At 62.6% G+C, this 21,370-nt stretch carries 21 protein-coding genes; 14 read left to right on the top strand and 7 right to left on the bottom strand.

What is annotated here, in order from left to right; translation table 11 throughout:
- Window positions 1-65: 65 nt before the first annotated feature.
- Both O9X62_RS00820 and O9X62_RS00815 read right to left on the bottom strand, forming a co-directional pair.
- Window positions 66-1,481: an aldehyde dehydrogenase family protein gene (locus tag O9X62_RS00820; protein ID WP_269530875.1), complete on the bottom strand. Its 1,416-nt coding sequence runs from the start codon at window positions 1,479-1,481 to the stop codon at window positions 66-68.
- A 67-nt stretch (window positions 1,482-1,548) separates the two neighbouring features.
- Window positions 1,549-2,112 (bottom strand): cupin domain-containing protein, encoded by a 564-nt coding sequence (locus tag O9X62_RS00815; RefSeq protein ID WP_374708382.1) that lies wholly within the window; start codon window positions 2,110-2,112, stop codon window positions 1,549-1,551.
- Between the two features lie 296 nt (window positions 2,113-2,408).
- On the opposite strand from O9X62_RS00815, the gene ald reads away from it, so the two are divergent.
- The 8 genes from ald to O9X62_RS00775 all read left to right on the top strand — a co-directional run bounded on the left by ald (window position 2,409) and on the right by O9X62_RS00775 (window position 11,110).
- Window positions 2,409-3,524 (top strand): alanine dehydrogenase, encoded by a 1,116-nt coding sequence (gene ald / locus O9X62_RS00810; RefSeq protein WP_269530873.1) that lies wholly within the window; start codon window positions 2,409-2,411, stop codon window positions 3,522-3,524.
- A 57-nt stretch (window positions 3,525-3,581) separates the two neighbouring features.
- Window positions 3,582-4,337, top strand: a complete 756-nt coding sequence (locus tag O9X62_RS00805; RefSeq protein WP_269530872.1) for a gamma-glutamyl-gamma-aminobutyrate hydrolase family protein — start codon at window positions 3,582-3,584, stop codon at window positions 4,335-4,337.
- 149 nt (window positions 4,338-4,486) lie between these two features.
- Window positions 4,487-5,815, top strand: coding sequence for a glutamine synthetase family protein (locus O9X62_RS00800; RefSeq protein ID WP_269531829.1), 1,329 nt, complete (start codon window positions 4,487-4,489; stop codon window positions 5,813-5,815).
- Between the two features lie 77 nt (window positions 5,816-5,892).
- A complete protein-coding gene (locus tag O9X62_RS00795; protein ID WP_269530871.1) occupies window positions 5,893-7,308 on the top strand; it encodes an aspartate aminotransferase family protein in 1,416 nt (471 codons plus the stop codon).
- Window positions 7,309-7,528: 220 nt separating this feature from the next.
- Complete coding sequence (locus O9X62_RS00790) at window positions 7,529-8,656, top strand: polyamine ABC transporter ATP-binding protein (protein ID WP_308446401.1); 1,128 nt, start codon at window positions 7,529-7,531, stop codon at window positions 8,654-8,656.
- Window positions 8,650-9,603 carry an ABC transporter permease subunit gene (locus O9X62_RS00785; RefSeq protein WP_308446429.1) on the top strand — a complete coding sequence of 318 codons (954 nt, stop codon included), beginning with the start codon at window positions 8,650-8,652 and terminating at the stop codon, window positions 9,601-9,603. Before O9X62_RS00790 ends, O9X62_RS00785 begins: the two co-directional genes overlap by 7 nt.
- Entirely contained in the window at window positions 9,600-10,487 is an 888-nt protein-coding gene (locus tag O9X62_RS00780; RefSeq protein WP_269530869.1) for an ABC transporter permease subunit, read from the top strand. Before O9X62_RS00785 ends, O9X62_RS00780 begins: the two co-directional genes overlap by 4 nt.
- 158 nt (window positions 10,488-10,645) lie before the next feature.
- Window positions 10,646-11,110 carry a YciI family protein gene (locus tag O9X62_RS00775; RefSeq protein WP_269530868.1) on the top strand — a complete coding sequence of 155 codons (465 nt, stop codon included), beginning with the start codon at window positions 10,646-10,648 and terminating at the stop codon, window positions 11,108-11,110.
- 58 nt (window positions 11,111-11,168) lie between these two features.
- Here the strand turns inward: O9X62_RS00775 and O9X62_RS00770 are convergent, their stop codons facing one another.
- On the bottom strand, window positions 11,169-13,154 hold the full coding sequence (locus tag O9X62_RS00770; protein ID WP_269530867.1) for a TonB family protein: 1,986 nt from the start codon (window positions 13,152-13,154) through the stop codon (window positions 11,169-11,171).
- 154 nt (window positions 13,155-13,308) lie between these two features.
- On the opposite strand from O9X62_RS00770, the gene O9X62_RS00765 reads away from it, so the two are divergent.
- Entirely contained in the window at window positions 13,309-14,361 is a 1,053-nt protein-coding gene (locus O9X62_RS00765) for an RNA methyltransferase (protein WP_269530866.1), read from the top strand.
- 63 nt (window positions 14,362-14,424) lie between these two features.
- Here the strand turns inward: O9X62_RS00765 and O9X62_RS00760 are convergent, their stop codons facing one another.
- Both O9X62_RS00760 and O9X62_RS00755 read right to left on the bottom strand, forming a co-directional pair.
- Window positions 14,425-15,186 carry a hypothetical protein gene (locus O9X62_RS00760; protein WP_269530865.1) on the bottom strand — a complete coding sequence of 254 codons (762 nt, stop codon included), beginning with the start codon at window positions 15,184-15,186 and terminating at the stop codon, window positions 14,425-14,427.
- 67 nt (window positions 15,187-15,253) lie between these two features.
- Window positions 15,254-15,583, bottom strand: coding sequence for a DUF2185 domain-containing protein (locus O9X62_RS00755; RefSeq protein ID WP_269530864.1), 330 nt, complete (start codon window positions 15,581-15,583; stop codon window positions 15,254-15,256).
- Window positions 15,584-15,748: 165 nt separating this feature from the next.
- On the opposite strand from O9X62_RS00755, the gene O9X62_RS00750 reads away from it, so the two are divergent.
- The 5 genes from O9X62_RS00750 to O9X62_RS00730 are packed head-to-tail and all read left to right on the top strand — an operon-like array spanning window position 15,749 to window position 19,859.
- Window positions 15,749-16,387 carry a thermostable hemolysin gene (locus O9X62_RS00750; protein WP_269530863.1) on the top strand — a complete coding sequence of 213 codons (639 nt, stop codon included), beginning with the start codon at window positions 15,749-15,751 and terminating at the stop codon, window positions 16,385-16,387.
- The gene (locus O9X62_RS00745) at window positions 16,372-17,799 is read left to right on the top strand and encodes an AMP-binding protein (RefSeq protein WP_269530862.1); all 1,428 of its coding nucleotides are present in this window, start codon (window positions 16,372-16,374) and stop codon (window positions 17,797-17,799) included. The genes O9X62_RS00750 and O9X62_RS00745 overlap by 16 nt, the downstream gene beginning before the upstream one ends.
- Window positions 17,796-18,479: a TenA family transcriptional regulator gene (locus O9X62_RS00740; RefSeq protein ID WP_269530861.1), complete on the top strand. Its 684-nt coding sequence runs from the start codon at window positions 17,796-17,798 to the stop codon at window positions 18,477-18,479. The genes O9X62_RS00745 and O9X62_RS00740 overlap by 4 nt, the downstream gene beginning before the upstream one ends.
- On the top strand, window positions 18,476-19,258 hold the full coding sequence (locus O9X62_RS00735; RefSeq protein WP_269530860.1) for an SDR family oxidoreductase: 783 nt from the start codon (window positions 18,476-18,478) through the stop codon (window positions 19,256-19,258). The genes O9X62_RS00740 and O9X62_RS00735 overlap by 4 nt, the downstream gene beginning before the upstream one ends.
- Window positions 19,251-19,859, top strand: a complete 609-nt coding sequence (locus O9X62_RS00730; RefSeq protein ID WP_269530859.1) for a tetratricopeptide repeat protein — start codon at window positions 19,251-19,253, stop codon at window positions 19,857-19,859. The genes O9X62_RS00735 and O9X62_RS00730 overlap by 8 nt, the downstream gene beginning before the upstream one ends.
- A 49-nt stretch (window positions 19,860-19,908) precedes the next feature.
- Here O9X62_RS00730 and O9X62_RS00725 read toward each other — a convergent pair whose 3' ends face one another.
- Together O9X62_RS00725 and O9X62_RS00720 are read right to left on the bottom strand one after the other, a co-directional pair.
- Window positions 19,909-21,012, bottom strand: coding sequence for an alkene reductase (locus O9X62_RS00725; protein ID WP_269530858.1), 1,104 nt, complete (start codon window positions 21,010-21,012; stop codon window positions 19,909-19,911).
- A 153-nt stretch (window positions 21,013-21,165) separates the two neighbouring features.
- Window positions 21,166-21,369, bottom strand: coding sequence for a 4-oxalocrotonate tautomerase family protein (locus tag O9X62_RS00720; RefSeq protein ID WP_269530857.1), 204 nt, complete (start codon window positions 21,367-21,369; stop codon window positions 21,166-21,168).
- Between the last annotated feature and the right edge of the window lies 1 nt (window position 21,370).

Raw genomic sequence — 21,370 nt, 5'->3', positions numbered from 1 at the left:
GGGGTGACGGGGTTCCAATGAATAAGGCCGGCATATTGCCGGCCTTAGCGGGGTGCTGCACACGACTACAGCTGCATGGATTTGATTTCGTAAAACTCGTGAATCCCGAAGTCGCCCCACTCGCGGCCATTGCCCGATTGCTTGTAGCCACCCAGCGGTGCGTCGTAGTTGAAGTCGCCACCGTTCACATAGCAGCCACCCGTACGTAGCTGACGGGCAATCGCAATCGCCGCCTCCTGCGTGCCGGCCCAGACGCCGCTGGAGAGGCCGTAGATGCTGTCGTTGGCAATGGCGATGGCTTCGTTGATGTCCGAATACGGAATCATGCAGATCACCGGCCCGAAGATTTCTTCCTGGGCGATGGCCATCTTGTTGTTGACGTCACGGAAGATGGTCGGCTTCACGTAGGCGCCCTTGCTGATGCCAGCGGGGTAATCCAGGCCACCCGTCACCAGCTTGGCGCCTTCGTCCAGACCCTTCTGGATGTAGGACAGCACCGTATCGCGCTGGCCCATCGAACTCATCGGACCCATGTAGGTGTCCTTGTCCATCGGGTCGCCCACCTTGAGGCCTTCGGCCACGCGCTTGGCGATCTGTACGGCTTCTTCATAGCGGCTGGCAGGCACCAGCATGCGGGACAGCGCAATGCAGGTCTGGCCGCTGTTGATCATCACGTCCTTCACGCCGAACGTGACGGCTTTTTCAAGCGGCGCGTCTTCAGTGATGATGAACGGCGACTTGCCGCCCAGTTCCAGACACACGCGTTTGATGCTGTCGGCCGCGAGCTTCTGGATGCGCTTGCCGGTAGCGGTGGAGCCAGTGAACGACACCACATCCACTTCAGGGTGGGTAACCATCGCATCGCCCAGCACGCCACCACGACCCGTAATCAGGTTGAATACGCCCGCCGGCAGGCCGATTTCGGCCACCGCTTCCGCAAAGATCAGATCTTGCAGCGGCGTGACTGACGAGGGCTTGATGACCATGGTGCAGCCTGTGGCCAGCGCCGGCGCCACCTTGCCGATCAGCTGGTACAGCGGGTAGTTCCACGGCGTGATGAAGGCGCACACGCCGGCCGCTTCGCGCACCACCAGCGAATTGTTGACGCGGACTTCCTTCTCCATCTCGAAGGCCCGGTCGGCGAACTTCTCGAAGGCCTTCACGCAGTTCACCTGAATGATCTTGGCGATCTCCAGCGGGCAGCCCATGGACTGCGAAATTGCCAGTGCGAGCTCGTCCTTGCGCTTGTCGAGCGCGGCATGCAGCTTGCGAATCCACTCGGCGCGCTCGGCCGCTGTGGTGCGCGACCAAGCCGGGAAGGCGGCGCGCGCGGCCGCGAAGGCGGCGTTCACATCATCGAGATCGGCATTGGCCACCTCGGCAAAAGCCGCTTCCGTGGCCGGGTTGATGATCTGGGTGTAACCGCTGCCATGGGGTGTGACCCATTGGCCATTGATGTACAGCTTGTCGTAACGCTTCATGGGGAGGCTCCCTCAATCAGATACAGAGGTTGGTGCGGGCGCGGAGTTGCGCCGGCATCGGGATGAATCAGAAACTCGGTGCCGAACTCGGACTGACCAGGCTGGCGCTGACCAGCTCGGCATCGCTCTTGCCCAGATTGCGGAAACGGTGCGGCACGCTTGAGTCAAAGTAATAGCCTTCACCGGGCTTGAGCACGCGAGCCTGGTCGCCCACGGTGAGCTCAATCTCGCCCTGCACCACGATGCCCACTTCCTGGCCTGTGTGGCTCAGCATGTCGGCGCCGGTATCGGCGCCGACCGCGTAGACCTCGCGCAGCATGGTGATATGGCGATTCTGCACGCCATGACCAATCATCAATAGACGCACACCATCGCCACCGATATCGGGCATCTGCTCGGTACCGAAGAAAGGCGACGGACGGGCGGGTTCTTCAATATCAAACGTGAAGAACTCGGCCAGACTCATGGGTACACCGTCGAGCACTTTCTTGAGCGAGGAGATCGACGGGCTGACCCGGTTCTGCTCGATCAGGGAGATGGTGCTGTTGGTCACGCCGGCACGCTTGGCGAGCTCGCGCTGCGACAGGCCGTGCTTTTCTCGCACGATCTTGAGTCGGGTGCTGACTTCCAGCGTCATGGCATTGTCCTTGCTAAATGTGGCAGGCTTGAGTGTCTATTATTCTAAACATACTGATGGCGAAATCATACAGTCTTGTCATGCCGGATGCGCCGGAAACGACCCAAACCCCTTGATATTGCTTTTATTGCAGCGCACAAGCGAAGCGGCTTGTGTGAAATGAAGAGGCTGGTGTTTAATATGTTTTACATTGCAAGGCGGTGGTGCGTTGAGAATGTTTTACGCATCACGGCGGTGCAGCGTCCCCCAAAGCAGCCCAGACATCCATATATAAGGATACGGAGACAAGCATGCTGATCGGCGTACCCAAGGAAATCAAGAATCACGAGTACCGCGTGGGCCTCACGCCCGCGGGCGTCAAGGAACTCAAGCGCAACGGTCACGAAGTACTGGTGCAGACCAACGCCGGTACGGCCATCGGTTTTCCCGATGAGCAATATGTGTCAGCCGGCGCGCAGATCATTGCCAGCGCCGAAGAGATCTTCAAGCGCGCCGATATGATCATCAAGGTCAAGGAACCCCAGCCGGTTGAGTGCGCCATGCTGCGCCCCGGCCAGATCCTCTACACCTATCTGCATCTCGCTCCCGATCCTGAGCAGACCGCGGCCCTCGTCAAGAGCGGGGCGATTGCAATTGCCTACGAAACGGTTACCGATGCACGCGGTGGCTTGCCGCTGCTGGCGCCCATGTCCGAGGTGGCAGGCCGCATGGCCATCCAGGCTGCCGCGCGCGCGCTGGAAAAGTCGCAGGGTGGTTCGGGCGTACTGCTGGGTGGTGTGCCTGGCGTGGCGCCCGGCCATGTCACCGTGATTGGCGGTGGTGTGGTAGGTACGCACGCTGCGCGTATGGCGGCCGGTTTAGGCGCCGACGTGACGATTCTGGATCGCTCGCTGCCGCGCCTGAAGGAAATCGATGAAGCCTTCGGTGGTCGCATCAAGACGCTGTACTCCACCCAGGATGCGATTGAAAACGAACTCAAGGTGGCCGATGCCGTGATCGGCGCGGTGCTGATTCCGGGTGCTGCGGCGCCCAAGCTGGTGACGCGCGACCAACTCAAGCTGATGAAGCCCGGCTCGGTGCTGGTGGATGTGGCGATTGATCAGGGCGGTTGCTTCGAGACTTCGAAGGCCACCACGCATCAGGAACCCACCTATGTAGTCGATGGCATCACCCATTACTGCGTGGCCAATATGCCGGGCGGTGTGGCGCGTACGTCGACCATTGCCCTCACCAATGCCACGCTGGTGCATGCCGTCGCCATTGCCAACAAGGGCTGGAAGGCTGCGCTCAAGGCAGACGCGCATCTGCGTAATGGCTTGAACGTGTGTGAAGGCAAGGTGACCTATGCTGCCGTCGCCCGTGACCTGGGCTATGAATATGTAGCGGCAGACAGCCTGTTGAACTGAAGCCTGAACTGAAGTCCACGGCCCGCGTTTGCGGGCCGGTTTATTGAGAACCGCATCATGAAACGCAAACCGCTCGTGGCCCTGGTGGCCGATCGCAAGCAACTGGGCCTGCATCCCTTCCACTGCGTGGGTGAGAAGTACATCGACGCCGTGATGGGCGGTGCAGACTGCATGGCGCTGCTGGTGCCGGCGCTCGGCGAGCGGGTGGATTTTGAGGCCATCCTCGACATGGTCGATGGCTTCCTGTTCACCGGTTCGGTCTCGATGGTGGACCCGCAACTCTATAACGGTCCCAGCTTGCCGGAAGGGCAGGGGCTGGATACCGCGCGCGACAAGACCGCCATGCCGCTGATGCAGCAGGCGATTGCGCGTGGCATCCCGGTGTTTGCGATCTGCCGCGGCTTTCAGGAAATGAACGTGGTGCATGGCGGCACGCTGCTGCAGAAAGTGCACGAAACGCCAGGCAAGATGGATCACCGCGAAGACAGCAGCGCGCCAATTGAAGTGCAGTACGGCCCGGCACACCCGGTGCATTTTGCTGAGGACGGCGTGATCCGCCGCGTCAGTGGCCTGCTTGAATACCCCGTCAATTCCATCCACAACCAGGGCGTTGATCGCCTCGGCGACGGCCTGCGCGCCGAAGCCACCGCGCCCGATGGCCTGGTTGAAGCGTTTTCCGTGAAGGAAGCGCAAGCATTTGCGCTCGCGGTGCAATGGCATCCCGAGTGGCAATACGCCGGCAACCCCTTGTCGATGAGCCTGTTCAAGGCCTTTGGCGACGACTGCCGGCGCTACCAGGCAAGCCGTGTCTGAGTGGATACGCCCGGTGGCCTAGCGGCTCCGGCGCGTATCACCGGCTTGCAAAACCGGGCCCGTTTCCGTCGTCAGCTGAACGCCGGCTGACGACTGAAACCGGCCTTACCCGGAGGTTCGCCGCGTGACGGCGAAAAAACAGCATGGCAATGACCCAGTTCCACGACTTTTTCCGCGAACACGGCATCACTGAAGTCGAGTGTGTCGTCCCTGATATGACGGGTGTGGCGCGGGGCAAGATCCTGCCCAAGAGCCAGTTCAATTCGGCCAATATGCGTCTGCCCAAGGCAGTGCTGATCCAGACCGTGACCGGCGACTGGCCCGATGATGACGACATCACCGGCCCGACCGATCCGGACATGATCTGCGTCCCTGATATCAATACCGCCCGCCTTGTGCCCTGGGCGCCCGATCCGACCGCGCTGGTGATCCACGATTGCGTGCATTTCGACGGCAGCCCCGTCGATATCTCGCCGCGCTACGTGCTGCGCAAGATCCTTAAGCTCTATGAAGACCGTGGCTGGAAGCCGGTGGTCGCGCCTGAGCTGGAGTTCTACCTGGTCGAGCGCAACATCGACCCGGATATTCCGCTCAAGCCGCCGATTGGCCGCACTGGCCGCGCCGAAACCGGTCGCATGAGCTACAGCATCGACGCGGTGAACGAATTCGACCCGTATTTTGAAGACGTGTACGAGTACAGCGACGCCATGCGCCTCGATGTGGACACGCTGATTCATGAAGTGGGCGCCGGCCAGATGGAGATCAACTTCGTCCACGGCGACGCGCTGGATCTGGCCGACCGCGTATTCCTGTTCAAGCGGGTGGTGCGCGAAACCGCACTGCGCCACAACATCTACGCCACCTTCATGGCCAAGCCCATGCAGGAAGAGCCGGGCAGCGCCATGCACATTCACCAGAGCGTGGTGGGCAAAGATGGCCAGAACGTGTTCTCGAACTCCGATGGCGGCCCCTCCGACCTGTTCCTCAGCTATATCGCGGGTCTGCAGCGTTACATGCCGGCAATCATGCCGATCATGGCACCGTTCGTGAACAGCTATCGCCGCCTGAGCCGCTTTACCGCCGCGCCGATCAACCTCCAGTGGGGTTATGACAACCGCACCGTGGGCATCCGCATTCCCAATTCGGGTCCGGAATCCCGCCGCATCGAGAACCGTGTACCCGGTGTGGATGTGAACCCTTACCTGGCCATGGCGGCCACGCTGGCCTGCGGCTACCTCGGCATGGTCAAGGGCCTCAAGCCCACGGCACCAATGGCAACGAGCGGTTATGACCTGGACTACGATCTGCCCCGCCACCTTGAGGACGCGATCGAAGCCATGCGTGACTCGGCGGACATTGCGGAAGTGTTCGGTGCCGATTTCGTCAAGGCTTTCTGCGCGGTGAAGGAAAAGGAATACGACACCTTCTTCCGCGTGATCAGCTCGTGGGAACGTAACCATCTGCTGCTGAACGTGTAAGCTGCGCGCCCTTTGCATTGTTGATCTGAACCTGAACTATCAGCAGCCGCCATGGTGCGGCTGCGCTGGAGAATGCCATGAGCAACCCATTCGAAACCCGCCCGGCCATCCACGCCGAGGCCCCGCGCGCGGCGCGTACCACCCAGCAGTGGCAGCAGATGGATGCTGCCCACCATGTCCACCCGTTCAGCGATATGGCCGCCCTCAACAAGATCGGCAGCCGCGTGATCGCCAAGGCGTCGGGCGTGTACCTGTACGACACCGAGAACAACAAGATCATCGACGGCATGGCCGGCCTGTGGTGCGTGAATGTCGGTTACGGCCGCAAGGAACTGGCTGATGTGGCGTACAAGCAGATGCTGGAGCTGCCCTACTACAACACCTTCTTCAAGACCACCCACCCGCCGGTGATCGAACTCTCGCAGCTGCTCAGCGAAGTCACGCCCGAGGGTTTCAACCACTTCTTCTATTGCAACTCGGGTTCCGAGGGCAACGACACGGTGATCCGCATCGTCCACAAGTTCTGGGAAGGCCAGGGCAAGGCGGGCAAGAAGTGGATCATCTCGCGCAAGAACGGCTATCACGGTTCGACCATTGCTGGCGCCAGCTTGGGCGGCATGGGCTACATGCATGAGCAGATGCCCAGCCGCGTCGAGCACATCGCCCACCTGAACCAGCCTTACTGGTATGCCGAAGGTGGCGACCAGACGCCCGAGGCGTTTGGCCTGGCCCGCGCGCAGGAACTCGAAGCCAAGATTCTGGAACTGGGTGCCGAGAACGTCGGCGCCTTCATTGGCGAGCCCTTCCAGGGCGCTGGCGGCGTGATCTTCCCGCCCAGCACCTACTGGCCTGAGATCCAGCGCATCTGCCGCAAGTACGACATCCTGCTGGTGGCTGATGAAGTGATCGGCGGCTTTGGCCGCACCGGCGAATGGTTTGCCCACCAGTACCTCGGCTTCGAGCCGGATCTGATCACCATGGCCAAGGGCTTGAGCTCGGGTTATGTGCCGATTGGTGCCGTGGGCATCAAGCAGCGCGTGGCTGATGGCCTGCTCGCTGCGGGCGACTTCAACCACGGCTTGACCTACTCGGGTCACCCGGTCGCGGCGGCAGTGGCGGTAGCCAATATCAAGCTGCTGCGCGAAGGCGGCATCATCGAGCAGGTCAAGAACGATACTGGTCCGTACTTCCAGAAGACCCTGCGCGAAGCGCTGGCGGATTCGCCGCTGGTGGGCGAAATCCAGGGCGCGGGTCTGGTGGCCGGTATCCAGCTGACCATGGATAAGGCTACACGCAAGCGTGCCGATGATGTCTGGGGTCTGGGTAACCACTGCCGCGACCATTGCTTCCGCAACAACCTGATCATGCGCGCCACGGCCGACCGCATGCTGCTGAGCCCGCCGCTGGTGATCAGCAAGCCCGAGATCGACGAGCTGGTCAGCAAGGCAGCACATTGCATTGGCCTGACCGCCAAGGATCTGGGTATGGCGTAAAGCTGCAACGCTACGCTTGTGGCGATGCAGCAAAGCGGTTGATTGTCGGCACGGAACTGCCGACAATCGCCCGTGAATTCAGGGTATTTGCCGAGTTTTTGCTCGGTGAATCACCGCAGACCGAACCCGCTTTGGCGCGTTGTTCAAGTGCGCAAGGGCTGCACTCGACGATGACGCGGGTCGGTATGGCGAAGACGGATAACCAGATGGAGTCTCTATCGTGGCGGTAACACCGACCGATGTCGCGAACGGCGACAGCAAGCAGCAGTTCCTGCAGATCAAAGGTATTACCAAGAAGTTCGGCGACGTTTACGCGGTCGATGACGTCAACCTCGTGATTCCGCGCAATGAAATCTTCGCCCTGCTGGGCAGCTCGGGTTCGGGCAAGTCCACGCTCCTGCGCATGCTGGCCGGCATGGAAACACCGACCGAGGGCCGCATCATCCTCGACGGCGAAGACGTGACCGATCTGGCCCCGTACCAGCGCCCGACGAACATGATGTTCCAGTCCTACGCGCTGTTCCCGCACATGACCGTGGAGCAGAACATCGCCTTCGGTCTCAAGCAGGACAAGCTGCCCAAGGACGAAATTGCCGAGCGCGTGAGCAAGATGCTCGATCTCGTGCAGATGAAGAAGTACGCCAAGCGCAAGCCGCATCAACTCTCCGGCGGCCAGCAGCAGCGTGTGGCCCTGGCCCGCTCGCTGGCCAAGCGCCCCAAGCTGCTCCTGCTGGACGAGCCGCTGGGCGCGCTGGACAAGAAACTGCGTGTGCAGACCCAGTTTGAACTGGTGAACGTGATCGAAGCCGTGGGTGTGACCTGCATCATGGTGACGCACGATCAGGAAGAGGCCATGACCATGGCCAGCCGCATCGCCATCATGAGCGAGGGCAAGCTGGTGCAAGTGGGCGGCCCGCGTGAAATCTACGAATACCCGAGCAGCCGCTTCGCTGCCGAGTTCATCGGCTCCACGAACATCTTTGAAGGCAAGCTGGTCGTCGACGAGCCCGACCATGTGGTGATCGAAAGCGCCGAGTTCGGCCGCGGCATCTATGTGGACCACGGCATCACCGGCCCCAAGGGCATGACCGTGTGGTACTCGATCCGCCCCGAAGACGTGACCCTGTGCCTTAAGCAGCCCGACATGCAGTACAACTGGTCGGTGGGCAAGGTGCACGACATCGCCTACCTGGGTTCGCACTCGGTTTACCACGTGAAGCTGGCCTCTGGCCGCGTGGTGATCGTGAACGTGCCATCCAGCCACTGGGGTGCCGACAAGCCTGCGACCTGGGGTGACGAGGTGTTCGTGAAACTGTGCGATCACGAAGGCGTGGTGCTCACATCATGATCAAGCGACTCCTCAGTTATCTGCCATCAGGCAGGACAGGGGTGATCGCCATACCCTATGCCTGGCTGCTGTTTTTCTTCCTGCTGCCATTCTTCTTCGTGCTCAAGATCAGTTTCGCCGAGCCCGATATCGCCCAGCCGCCCTACACGCCGCTGGTGACGGTGGAAGAAAGCAAAACCACCGTGGTGCTCAGTACGGCCAAGTACGAGACTGTTTTCGGCGAGATCGATGCGTTCTACGAGAAAACCTGGGCCGAAGCCAAGTCTGAAAGCCAGTATCTGATTGCTTACTGGAACGCCATCAAGCTGGCCTTCCTGACCACGCTGCTGGCGCTGCTGATCGGCTACCCGCTGGCCTACAACATCGCCCGTGCCAACGAGGCTACCCGCAATACCTTGCTGATGCTGGTGATGATCCCGTTCTGGACCTCGTTCCTGCTGCGTGTTTACGCCTGGATCGGCATCCTCAAGAACAATGGGGTAATCAACAACCTGTTGATGGGTCTGGGCATCATCAATGAGCCGATCGAAATGCTCTACACGCCGGGCTCGGTGCTGCTGGGCATGGTTTACAACTACCTGCCCTTCATGATCCTGCCACTGTACGCGCATCTGGTGAAGCTGGACGGCCGTCTGTTTGAAGCCGCCGCTGACCTGGGTGCCAAGCCGTGGACGACGTTCTTCCAGATCACCTTGCCGCTTTCCAAGGCCGGCATCGTGGCGGGTTCGATGATGGTGTTCATCCCGGCGGTGGGCGAGTACGTGATTCCGGCGCTGCTGGGTGGGGGTGACGTGGTCTTCATCGGCAACAAGCTGATGGATGACTTCGGTGCCAACCTCGATTGGCCGCAAGCCTCGGCCGTGGCGGTACTGATGCTGGCGCTGCTGCTCGCGCCCATCATCTGGTTCCACCGCTTCGAGCAACGTCAGCAGGAGCGCCAGTCATGAGCAAGATGCCTGTTTCCAACCGGCTTTACATGGCGCTGGGATTTTTCTTCCTGTACGCGCCCATCCTGAGCCTGATCATCTACTCGTTCAATGAATCGCGTCTGGTTACCGTCTGGGGCGGCTTCTCGCTCAAGTGGTACAGCGCCATGTTCAATAACGACGATCTGCTCAGTGCGGCGGCACTGAGCTTCAAGATCGCGTTCATGTCGGCCACACTGGCCGTGGTGCTGGGCACGATTGCCGGCTTCGTGCTGGCCCGTTTCGGCCGCTTCCGTGGCCACTCGACCTTTGCCGGTCTGGTGACCGCGCCGATGGTGATGCCCGAGGTGATCGTCGGTCTGTCGATGCTGCTGCTGTTCGTGGCACTGCAGACCAGCATGGGTTGCAGTGCCGACGAAGGCCCGAGCGGGTTGCTGTCACGCTTTGGCTGCTGGGCGTTTGGCGAGCGCGGCATGATCACGATCTGGATCGGTCACACCACGCTGTGCATGGCCTATGTGGCGGTGCTGGTGCAGTCGCGCCTCAAGGAGCTGAACCGCTCGCTCGAAGATGCGGCGATGGATCTGGGTTGCCATCCGTTCAAGGTGTTCTTCGTCATCACCATCCCGGTGATCTCGCAGGCGCTGATCTCGGGCTGGTTGCTGAGCTTCACGATCTCGCTCGACGACTATGTGCTGACGGCGTTCCTGTCGGGCCCCGGTTCGACGACGATGCCGCAATGGATCTTCTCGTCGGTGCGTATCGGCCCCACGCCGGAAGTGAACGCGCTGGCCACCATCGTGATCGTGATCGTGACGGTGTTCGTCATCATCTCGAACCGCCTGATGCTCTCGGCGCAGGCCAAGCGCGACAAGGCGATGCAGGCGGCGTTCGACAAAGCCTGATATGCAGACGGCTGCAAGGAAACGGCGCCCTGGTGGCGCCGTTTTTCATTCCAGCCATCGGCGGTAGTGGGCGTGCATGCCCAGGGGCATGATGGCTCGGCATTTCATGCCGTGCGCACTAAGCTACAGGTAACCTCATCATTGCGGAGCGCGTCACCATGAAACTGATTGCCCGACTCTTCCTGTTTTGGCTGTGTGCCGCCCTCAGCGTGCACGCGGCGGAGGCGGTGCCGCCGGCCAGCTATGACCCGGCACTGGCCAAACAAACGGGCGCCAACGAACAGGGCATGCGCAAGTATGTGCTGGTGATTCTCAAGACCGGCCCCAACAAGGTACCCGCCGGTCCCGCGCGCGACGAAATGTTCAAGGGGCACTTCAGCAACATGAAGCGACTGGCTGCCGAGGGGGTACTGGCGCATGCCGGGCCGCTGGATGGGGTGGATGGCTGGCGCGGGTTGTTCATACTCGCCGTGGATACGATCGACGAGGCCAGAAAGCATGTCGCCACGGATCCGGTCATCGTGCAGGGCGAGATGGTGGCCGAGTACCACACGCACTATGGCTCGGCCGCGCTGATGCTGATGAGCAGCTTGTATCCCAAGGTGGCTCGCCAACCCATGTAGCCTTGCTGCCGGGGATGATGAGCGTGCCGGACGTGTCTGTGTATTGGCCACGCCGGGCTCAGTAGGCGAGGGTGGTGGTGCCGTCCACAAAGTTCCAGGTGCGGGTGATCTCGACCTGATCGTAACGCGCCATCATGCGCGGAGAGAACGGCGCGAAAGGCGAGCTGGAGACGACAATGCGTTTGGCTGCATCGTCGAGCCGCTTGTCGCCGCTGCCCTGCTTGATATACACGCCGGCCAGCGAGCCATCACTATTGATCACGGCGGTGAGTACCAGACTCATCTGGAACCCGTTCTTGAGGAAGCGCGGCGGGTTCAATGCCCCGATGCGCTCGACCTTGAGCTTGAAGCTCTCCGAGTAAAAGCGGAAGTCGGTCTCGGTAGCGATATGGGATCGCGATAGCTCGGCCGTGCGCATGCGGGGTCGCTTGTCCTCAAAGGGATCGCGGACCGGTTCGCGCTCGCGCAGCTGTTGCAAGGCGCGTTCGGCCAGCGAGAACGAGGGTGGCAGGGCGAGCGGCACGGTGATGCCTTTGTCCGATGCGCTACCCGAGCCGGGGTTGCTGCCGCTCCCTGCCACGCCGCTACCCGATCCCTTGCCACTTTGCGCGGCCGATTCGGCCGCGGCGCGCGCCACCTGCTCAGCCGCGACCTTGCGCGCCTGCTCGGCACGGGCAGTGTCTTCGGCGCGCTTCTGGGCTTCGGCGGCAGCACGGGCTTGTTCTGCGCGGGTCAGCTCTTCCTGGCGTTGCCTCTCGGCGGCGGCTTGCTGCTCGGCTTGGCGCGCAGCCTCTGCGCGCGCACGCTCTGCCTGGGCGCGCTGTTGCGCGGCGGCTTCGGCGGCGATGCGCGCTTGTTCTGCCTTGATGGCGTCGGCGCGCAGCTTTTCCTGGATTGCCTGTTCGGCCGCCTGGCGGACTGCATCGGCTCGTGCTTGCTGTTCGGCGCGTTGGCGGGCGGCTTCCGCAACACGAGCCTGTTCCAGCCGCGCGGCTTCCTCTGCACGCTGGCGTTCCTGCGCGGCTTGCTGTTCTGCCGCCTTGCGGGTGAGTTCGGCCTTGGCTTCTGCTTGTTTGCGGGCTTCGGCCTGTCGGGCCTGTTCTTCGATCACGCGCTGCTTGGCTGAGGCTTCATCGGCCCGTTGTTTCTCCGCGGCGGCTTGCTGGGCCATGGCGAGTCTGGCCGCTTCGGCGCGGGCAAGGTCTTCGGCCTGCTTGCGCGACGCTTCTGCGGCCAGCCTGGCGGCTTCTTCCTTTCGCTGTTGCTCGGCGGCGAGTGCGGCCTTGCGAGCGGCTTCGGCCTTGGCCTGCTGTTCGGCTTTTTCCTTTTCGGCCGCAGCCAGGGCGGCGGCAACGCGAGCTTGTTCGGCGCGGGCGAGTTCTTCGGCTTGCTGGCGCTCTGCTTCGGCTGCGGCCAGTGCGGTGTTGTCCTGCGTAGTCGGTTCGCTAGTCACCGCGGGGATGGCGGGCGGTGTGGCCGGGTCGGCCGGGATATCGACGTTGGCGCTGCCTACGGGGGCGTCGGCCAGCTCGATCGGGGCGGGCTCGGTGGTGTCGGCATCGGTTTGCACAGCCCATTGGCCATCCTGATGCGTGGTCATCACCGGCGTGGCGGTGCGCATGCGCGTGGCTTTGCGGGCAACGGTCTGGCGGGCTTTGGGCTTGGGCGCGGTGGCTTCGGGCGCGGGCTTCTGGACCAGACTCACCACCAGCTCCACCGAGCTAGGCGGCGCGATGACCGCTGGCGCCGCATCCGGCTCGGCAGCTTGTTCCGGGTCTATACGGGTGGCGGGTCTGTCTTCGGGGGCGATGGGGTCTGGCTCTGGTGCCAGCAGTAATTGCAACGGTTCGATCACGGCCTGTACCGCGCCGGACTCACTACCGGGTACGCCAAAGCGGACTGCCAGCACGAGCGCATGCAGGATCAGGCTGATGAGCAAGGTCCATGCGAAGGGATCGCCATAGCGACTTCTACGCTTCGCTTGCGGCATGGGGTAGCGGTTCAGCGTCACGCTGCCACCATCCCGTTTACCCACCACGCGCACGCAGCACTCAACCCCAACACTACGCCTCCCCGCCAAGTCGCCGCCCCTGCGGCCACGCCGGCAGATAGTACATGCGCTGCGGCCAGGTGTGGCCCCTGTCCGCCCATCTTTGCGTGCGCAACACGGCGCGGTGCAGTGATAGCATGCGCACCCCATGCGTATTGCCGACTTTCATCAATCTCTCGCCGACCTTGGCGCCAAGCCCTGCCATATCGGCCGTGTCAGCCGCGCCTGGCTGCGCGGTTTGCCGCTGGATACGGGCACCAAGTACCGGCCGACCGAAGATTACCTGCCGCTGAGCGTACGGACGGGCTTGCCTGCGCTGTCAGCGCAGATCGAGGGGCTGGCACGCATTGCGTCCGAACACCCGGCGGCCGATGGCTCGTCGCGCCTTCTGGTGGAACTGGCCGATGGGCAGATGGTGGAAAGCGTGTTGCTGCCGCGTGATGGCTTGTGCGTATCGACCCAGGTCGGTTGCGCCGTGGGCTGCGTGTTCTGCCAGACCGGCAAGAGCGGCCTGCTGCGCCAGGTAGGCAGTGCCGAGATTGTGGCGCAGGTGGCGTTGGCGCGGCGCTTGCGGGCGGTGAAGAAAGTCGTGTTCATGGGCATGGGCGAGCCGGCCCATAACCTCGATAACGTGCTCGAAGCGATTGATCTGCTGGGCCGTGAGGGCAATATCGGCCACAAGAATCTGGTGTTCTCCACGGTGGGCGATCCGCGCGTGTTCGAGCGCTTGCCGCAGCAGCTGGTGAAACCGGCGCTGGCTTTGTCGCTGCACAGCACGCGCGCCGATTTACGCCAGCAGTTGCTGCCACGCGCACCGCGTATCGACCCGGAAGACTTGATGGAACAGGGTGAGGCCTATGCGCGCAGCACCGGCTACCCGATCCAGTATCAATGGACGCTGTTGCGTGGCATCAACGACACACAGGAAGAAATGGACGGCATCCTGCGCCTGTTCAAGGGCAAGTTCGCGGTGCTGAACCTGATCCCTTACAACAGTCTGGAGTCGGATGAATTCCAGCGGCCCGATGGTGAGCGCATTGTGTACATGACGCGTTACCTGCATAGCCGTGGCGTGCTGACCAAGGTGCGCAACTCGGCCGGGCAGGATATTGATGGCGGATGCGGGCAACTGCGGGCGCGGGCGGTGCAGGTGGTGGATGCGTCGCGCTTGCGGCGGCGTGGGGCCAAGGCAGGGGATTGATTGGCAGGTGCAGGGTGCTTGGGAACCCTCTCCCTCTGGGAGAGGAGCTTCAAAGCGTTCCTCTTACAGCACCTGCAAACTCATACTCGTCTTGTAAACCTGCTTTTCCCCCGCACCCGACGAACTACCCTTTTCTTCATCGCGCACCAGTACGAGCCGGTCGCCGGCTACGGTGTAGACGCGCTCCAGATCGCTGTTCGATTCGAAACTCACCACCACGAACGCCCGGCCCGATGACTTCATGCTGCGGCGCGTTGCCAGCGGCGTACCGTCGGCAGCAATCCATACATCAAGCTGGCTGTTGAATTCCTTGATGTATTTGCGATCGCGCTCGGGCAGCTTGTCGATGGATGAGGTGAAGGCGAGCTTGCGGGCGGGTTTGCCGTTGTACGTGTCGGCAGTCTCACCCTTGAAGATCGCGTCGTCGATCTGCCGGGCCAGGCTGGCCGCGGCGGAAGTCATGGCCTTGAGTTCGGCAAAGTCGAGTTCGCGCACGGCAGTGAGTGTGGGGGTCTTGGCCTTTTTGTCCTTGATGCGCGCTTGCTGTTCGGCATCGGTACGGCTCAGCACCTCCTTGCCGTAGATTACCTGCAGGCCGCGGCCGTTGTCTTCGATGCCCAGGTTCACGGCACCTTGCTGCTCGTCGCTGTCCTTGCCATCGCCCTGTTTGCGCCAGGTCTTGATATCGACCGTTGCCTTGAGGGGCGTTTGCCCCTGCAGGCGGCTCAGTGCGGCCTTGAGATCGCTCAGGCCATCGGCCTGTGCGGCGGGCAGAGTGAGCAGGCTGACGACCAAGGGGGCAAGCAGGTGGTGGCGTTGGCGCATGGAGCAGGCTTTCAGGCGGGGAAGGTGCAGGCACAGACCGCGTCGCGGCCGTGCCGGTTCCCGCCACTTATTCGTTGGCGTCGTAGAAGGTATCGCCGCCTTCTTCCTTGTCGAACTCGGCACCCACGGGCGAGTTCAGCAGCGGAATGATGGTTTCGTCGAAATTGGCCACCACGTTCACGTCCAGCAGACTGAAGTGTTTGGGGTTGTCGATATAGGCATCGGACTCATTGCCGGCAAAGAAGCGCCAGCCGCTGTCTTCGGCATCTTCGGGCTCGTCGCGGTACATATAGCCTACCGGTTTGCCTTCCACGGCAACCATGTCGCTGACCACGCAATGGCCGTGGCCGGTGGCGAGCGGGCGGATCTGGTTGGGGTCGAGTTTGTAATGTTTCATGGCGGGCTCGCAGGTGGGTGAATAGCCATCAGCATACGCAGGCCGCGGCCGGCTGTCGTGTCGGCGCGCATGCCAGGCCGCCACCGGGTGGCGGCTGAGTCCGGCTTTAAGATAGCGTTAAGTTTCCGCCCCCAGCATGACAAGCATCCACCAAGGAGATGCGTCATGCGCTTGCTTACCAACCCTGCCTTGCTACGTATGGGCACACTCGGCTGTCAGGTCGAGCCTGCGTCCACGCCGGATATCCTGCCCTTCGTGCAATCGCGCTATCAGGCCGTGCACGACGCCCGTGTTGCCAAGCTACTACCCGAGCAGTTCACCCTGCGTACTGCCAACGGCGAGTTGCTCGCCACGGCGGGTTTCCGCTTTGCCCAGCGCGAGCCGCTCTTCCTTGAGCACTACCTAGACAGCCCGGTCGAGCAGGCGGTAGCCGAGCATCTGCATCGGCCGGTATCGCGCGGCGATATTGTGGAGCTGGGCAATCTGGCCGCCGTAGGCGGACACACGCACACGCTGATCCTGGCCATGATGCGTTACCTCTCCGGCACGCCGTGCCGCTATGTCACCTTCACGCTGACCCTGCCGGTTCGTGCCACGTTCCGGCGCATGGGGCTGCCGCTCACGACGCTGGCCGAGGCGCGCGCCGACTGCGTTCCCGATCCGGAAGCCTGGGGTGATTACTACGCCCTGCATCCCAAGGTCATGGTGGGTGAACTGGCTGCCGGCCTTGCTGCGCTGACGCCGCCGGCAGGTGCAGCGGCCAATGCAGATGCGCTGGAGGAATGCCCATGCAAGCAGTCCTGAATGCCTTGCAGGGCTATGCACGCCTGCAGCCCGGCACCGTTGCGCTGGCCGCGGGCAGCGAGAGTCTGAGCTATGCCGCCCTGGCCCAGCGGGTGAGCCTGCTGGCTGATTGGCTCCGTGCTGCCAAACTCCGCGCCCCTGTGGCCTGGTTGGCCGATAACGGGCCGGATTGGGTGGTGCTGGATCTGGCGCTCGCCCAGGCCGGTATCGCGGCCTTGCCGGTCGCGCCGTTTTTCAGCGAGGCGCAGCGTCAGCATGTGCTGGCCGATAGTGGCGCAGGCTGGCTGATCAGCCAGGACCCACGCGGCCAGCCGCTACCGGGTGTGCATCTGTATGCCGTGCCCTTGCCCGATTCATCAGCCGCTGCGGCTTTGCCAGCCGGTACGGTGAAACTGACCTACACCTCGGGCACCACCGGCACGCCCAAAGGGGTCTGCCTGTCGGGCACCCAGCTCGATGCCACCTTGCGCGCGCTCGATGAAGCCATCGGCCCCATCAAGGTGGCGCGCCATCTGTGCACCATGCCGCTGGCGGTACTGCTGGAAAACCTGGCTGGCGTGTACCTGCCTTTGCTGCGCGGCGTGACCATCGAGTTGCCACCGTTGGCAGCCCTGGGCATGCAGTCGTTCCCGCCTGATGTGCCCATGTTCATTGCTGCTTTGCAGCAGTCGGCCGCTGATAGCCTGATCCTCTTGCCCAGCACGCTGCAATGGCTGGTGGCGGCCACCGCCAGCGGGCAGCTCAACAAACGATGGCGCTTTCTGGCCGTGGGCGGCGGCAAGACCGCGCGGGCAACCTTGCAGCAAGCAGAGAAGCTTGGTTTGCCCGTATTTGAAGGCTATGGCTTGTCCGAAGCAGGTTCGGTGGTTGCACTCAACCGGCCGGGTGCGCAACGCCGGGGTTCGGTGGGCAAGCCTTTGTCGCATGTATCGGTCAGCCTGGCTGAAGACGGCGAGGTCATGGTGGCCGGTAACGCCATGCTTGGTTATCTGGGCCACGGCCCGTCACCGGCGTTGATTGCCACGGGCGATCTGGGTGAGTTCGATGCCGATGGCTATCTGACGATACTTGGCCGCAAGAAGCACACCATCGTCACCGGCATGGGTCGCAATGTCTCGCCCGAATGGCTAGAGGCCGAGTTCACCGCCATCCCCGGTGTACGCCAGGCCTTTGTGTATGGCGACGAAGCCAGCGGCCTGCACGCACTGTTTTTCTGCACCGAACCTTTGGCCGCGAATATCGCGCTGGCCCGCGCCAATGACCAGTTACCTGCGTATGCAAGGCTCGATGGCTGGTTGCTGATCGATACCCCTTTCAGCCCTGCCCAAGGCGAAATCACCCCCAATGGCCGTCTGTGCCGCGAGCGCATCCTGGCTAACCGTTTGCCGCTATTGCAAGGAGTTGCACCATGAGTTTTTTCCAGCGTCTGCAAGCTGAAACTGCCGCCGAGCGCGCCTACCTGCTGTCGGCCCCGGCGATTGCCGATTGCCAGCGCGCCGTTGTGCCGCATGCGCGCTACGTGGCGTTCCTGACCGAGGCCTATCACCACGTCAAACACACCGTGCCCTTGCTGATGGCCGTGGGCAGCCGCCTGCGCCCTGATCAGCGCTGGCTGTTCGATGCGGTGGTGGAATACATCGACGAGGAAAAAGGCCACGACGAATGGATACTCAACGACATCGCCGCCTGCGGCGCCGACGCCGAGGCTGTGCGTCACGGCCAACCGCATATGAGCACCGAGCTGATGGTGAGCTATGCCTGGGACAGCGTGACGCGCATCAACCCGGTGGCCTTCTTCGGCATGGTGCTGGTGCTCGAAGGCACCAGCGTGAACCTGGCCACGCCCATGGCTGGGATCATCCAGCAGACGCTGGGTTTGCCGCCCAGCGCGATGAGCTACCTCACCTCGCACGGCGCGCTCGATCAATCGCACATCGGCTTTTTTGAAAAGCTGATGAACCAGCTCGATGACCCGGCCGATCAGGACGCCGTGCTGCACATGGCCAAGCGCATGTATGTGCTCTACGGCAATGTGTTCCGCTCGCTGACCGAGCGCGAAACCGCCAGCGCGGCGGTGGGAGTGCCGGCATGAAAATCGCCATCGTGACCGGTGCCAGCGGGGGTATCGGTGCGGCCATCGCCACCCGCCTGGCGGAAGCTGGCTGGGTGGTGTGGCTGGTCGCCCGGGATGCCGCCAAGCTGGACGCCCTGGCGCGCCGGCTTGGATCGCCGGCTCACGCGCTGCCGCTGGACCTGTGCGATCCCGAAGCCGCCGCCGTGCTGCTCGACGCCATCCGCGCACAGCCTTACCCGGTGCAGCTGCTGGTCAACGCCGCCGGTACCCAGCACTTTGGTTTGCTGGCCGATCAGACCGACGCCCAGCTCGACGCCATGCTGGCGCTCAATCTGGCCGCGCCGATGCGCTTGATCCGCACGCTGTGGCCGGTGCTTGGTGCGGACAGCACGGTGGTCAATGTGGGTTCGGTATTCGGCAGCATCGGTTTTCCCGGCTTTGCCGGCTATTGCGCCAGCAAAGGTGGCTTGCGCGTGTTTACCGAGGCGCTGGCGCGCGAATCGGGTCGCGACGGCCCGCGCTTCATCCATCTGGCCCCGCGCGCGGTGGATACCGCGCTCAACAGCTCCCGCGTCGCGGCGCTCAATAGTGCGCTCGGCAATCAGGTCGATACGCCCGATACGGTGGCCGATGCACTGATGCGCACGCTGGCCTGTCGGCACCGTGAAGCCGTGATCGGCTGGCCTGAGAAGCTGTTCTTTCGTCTCAATCAGCTATTGCCTGGTGCCGTGGATGGTGCCATCGGCAAGCAGCTTGCCATTGTTCGTCGTTATGCCAAGGAGAAGGATCATGCCTAAGTTCGTTACCCTGCTGATGCTGGGTTTGTTGTCCGGTTCGGTGTTCGCCATCGATCTGCCCACGCTGCAAAGCCGCTGGGCTGAGGCCAACTACGCCGCTAATGGCGATGCCAAGGAAAAGGCGCTGGAGCAGCTGGTCAAGGAAACCGAATCGTTGGGGCCGCAGGATCTGTCGCTGCTGACCTGGAAGGGCATCATCAATTCCAGCTATGCCGGCGCCAAGGGGGGCTTGGGTGCGCTCAAGTATGCCAAGGAAGCCAAGGCGGCGTTCGAGGCGGTGATCGCCAAGGATGCCAGCACCCTGAATGGATCGGCCCTCACCTCATTGGGCGTGCTCTACCACAAGGTACCGGGCTGGCCGATTGCGTTTGGCGACGACAAGAAAGCGGCCGATCTGCTCAAGCGTGGTTTAGCCGCAAACCCCGATGGCATCGACAGCAATTACTTCTACGCCGAGTTTCTGGCCGACCAGGGCGATAAGGCGGCGGCCCGCCAGCTACTGCTGAAGGCCCGCCAGGCTGCCCCGCGGCCGGGACGCGAAAGCGCGGATCGTGGCCGGCAAGGCGAGATCACGGCGCTGCTGAACAAGCTGGGCAGCTAATCCGGCAAACAAAAGGGCGGGTGATCACACCCGCCCTTTTTGTACTGGCTTAGTCAGCCAGGAAGGGGTAGTCCGTGTACCCCACCTCGGCACCACCATAGAAGGTGCTGCCGTCTGGCGTATTGAGTGCGGCGCTCTTGGCGTAGCGAGCCACCAGATCCGGGTTGGCGATGAAAGGGCGGCCAAATGCCACCGCATCGGCTACGCCCGAGGCCAGCAGCGCTTCGGCGCGTTCGGCATCGTAGCCACCGCAGAACACCAGCGCACCGCCAAAGGCGCTGCGCAGTTGCTGGCGATACGCCTGCGTCAGCGCTACACCACCCGCCCAGTCGGGCTCCGCAATATGCAGGTAGGCGATGCCGCGCTGGCCCAGTGCCTTGGCCACATACAGCGCGGTTTCGCCGCTGCCTTCTACCCGCATGTCGCCAAATACACCCTGCGGTGACAGGCGCACGCCCACGCGGTCTGCGCCGATCTGGGCGGCAATCGCATCCACCACTTCCAGCAGCAGGCGGGCACGGTTTTCCAGGCTGCCGCCGTAGGCATCGGTACGCTGGTTAGCGCCGGTATCAAGGAACTGGTTCAGCAGATAGCCGTTGGCGCCATGCACCTCGACAAAGTCAAAACCCGCGCGAATGGCGCGCTGGGCGCTGGCGACATAGTCGGCGACGATGCCGGGCAGCTCTTCGAGTGCCAAGGCGCGCGGCGTATCGGTAGGCTGGTTGGCGGGCGTGCCATCGGGCAGCACGACAAAGCTATTGCTGTTCTGTGCCTTGATGGCCGATGGGGCGACCGGTGCACCGCCATCAACCTGATGCAGATGGTGCGAGATGCGGCCCACATGCCACAGCTGCAGGCTGATCTTGCCGCCAGCCGCATGAACTTGTTCTACCACCTGTTTCCAGCCGGCTTCCTGCTCATCGGTATAGATACCGGGCGTCCAGGCATAGCCCTGACCTTGCTGGGAGATTTGCGAGGCCTCGGTCACGATCAGGCCTGCGCTGGCGCGCTGGGTGTAATAGGTGGCGTTGAGCTGGGCCGGCACGTTACCCGGCTGGGCGGCGCGCGAGCGGGTCAGCGGGGCCATCCAGATGCGGTTGGCGAGTTGGGTCTTGCCTACGGTGAGCGGGGTCAGCAGTTTATCGATAGCCATGGTCTTGCTCCTTGAGGTGATGTTTCAATTAGACCGGTCGTCTAGTGGTGGTGTCAAAAAAACAGCCCGAGGGCCGCTGTGCTGCTGGCCGGCAGCGTGGTGATGCCGGCGTATCCTTGATGCAGTGGGTTGATGCCTGTGGTGTACCTTGGTTCAGCTACCGCGCTGACGACGCACGGTGACGCTTTCGCCGCCTATGCCCCAGTTGTCGGTCTCGACTTCATCAATCACCACCACGGTGGTGGCCGGGTTCTTGCCCAGCACCTCCTGCAAAAGTTGCGTGACGCCAGCGATCAGCTGGGCCTTTTGTTCCTTGCTGGCGCCTTCGCGCGTGATCTTGATATTGACGTAGGGCATG

The organism is Chitinimonas sp. BJYL2 (genome assembly GCF_027257935.1).
Taxonomy (GTDB): domain Bacteria; phylum Pseudomonadota; class Gammaproteobacteria; order Burkholderiales; family Chitinimonadaceae; genus Chitinimonas.
Note: the sequence above shows the minus strand (reverse complement) of the source record. Positions and strands in the feature narration are given on the sequence as shown.

What these genes read in the sequence shown, in the direction of transcription:
- O9X62_RS00820 (WP_269530875.1), bottom strand. Translation starts at nt 1,481, where the DNA reads ATGAAGCGTTACGACAAGCTGTACATCAATGGCCAATGGGTCACACCC.
- ald (WP_269530873.1), top strand. Translation starts at nt 2,409, where the DNA reads ATGCTGATCGGCGTACCCAAGGAAATCAAGAATCACGAGTACCGCGTG.
- O9X62_RS00805 (WP_269530872.1), top strand. Translation starts at nt 3,582, where the DNA reads ATGAAACGCAAACCGCTCGTGGCCCTGGTGGCCGATCGCAAGCAACTG.
- O9X62_RS00800 (WP_269531829.1), top strand. Translation starts at nt 4,487, where the DNA reads ATGACCCAGTTCCACGACTTTTTCCGCGAACACGGCATCACTGAAGTC.
- O9X62_RS00795 (WP_269530871.1), top strand. Translation starts at nt 5,893, where the DNA reads ATGAGCAACCCATTCGAAACCCGCCCGGCCATCCACGCCGAGGCCCCG.
- O9X62_RS00780 (WP_269530869.1), top strand. Translation starts at nt 9,600, where the DNA reads ATGAGCAAGATGCCTGTTTCCAACCGGCTTTACATGGCGCTGGGATTT.
- O9X62_RS00775 (WP_269530868.1), top strand. Translation starts at nt 10,646, where the DNA reads ATGAAACTGATTGCCCGACTCTTCCTGTTTTGGCTGTGTGCCGCCCTC.
- O9X62_RS00765 (WP_269530866.1), top strand. Translation starts at nt 13,309, where the DNA reads ATGCGTATTGCCGACTTTCATCAATCTCTCGCCGACCTTGGCGCCAAG.
- O9X62_RS00760 (WP_269530865.1), bottom strand. Translation starts at nt 15,186, where the DNA reads ATGCGCCAACGCCACCACCTGCTTGCCCCCTTGGTCGTCAGCCTGCTC.
- O9X62_RS00755 (WP_269530864.1), bottom strand. Translation starts at nt 15,583, where the DNA reads ATGAAACATTACAAACTCGACCCCAACCAGATCCGCCCGCTCGCCACC.
- O9X62_RS00750 (WP_269530863.1), top strand. Translation starts at nt 15,749, where the DNA reads ATGCGCTTGCTTACCAACCCTGCCTTGCTACGTATGGGCACACTCGGC.
- O9X62_RS00745 (WP_269530862.1), top strand. Translation starts at nt 16,372, where the DNA reads ATGCAAGCAGTCCTGAATGCCTTGCAGGGCTATGCACGCCTGCAGCCC.
- O9X62_RS00740 (WP_269530861.1), top strand. Translation starts at nt 17,796, where the DNA reads ATGAGTTTTTTCCAGCGTCTGCAAGCTGAAACTGCCGCCGAGCGCGCC.
- O9X62_RS00735 (WP_269530860.1), top strand. Translation starts at nt 18,476, where the DNA reads ATGAAAATCGCCATCGTGACCGGTGCCAGCGGGGGTATCGGTGCGGCC.
- O9X62_RS00730 (WP_269530859.1), top strand. Translation starts at nt 19,251, where the DNA reads ATGCCTAAGTTCGTTACCCTGCTGATGCTGGGTTTGTTGTCCGGTTCG.
- O9X62_RS00725 (WP_269530858.1), bottom strand. Translation starts at nt 21,012, where the DNA reads ATGGCTATCGATAAACTGCTGACCCCGCTCACCGTAGGCAAGACCCAA.
- O9X62_RS00720 (WP_269530857.1), bottom strand. Translation starts at nt 21,369, where the DNA reads ATGCCCTACGTCAATATCAAGATCACGCGCGAAGGCGCCAGCAAGGAA.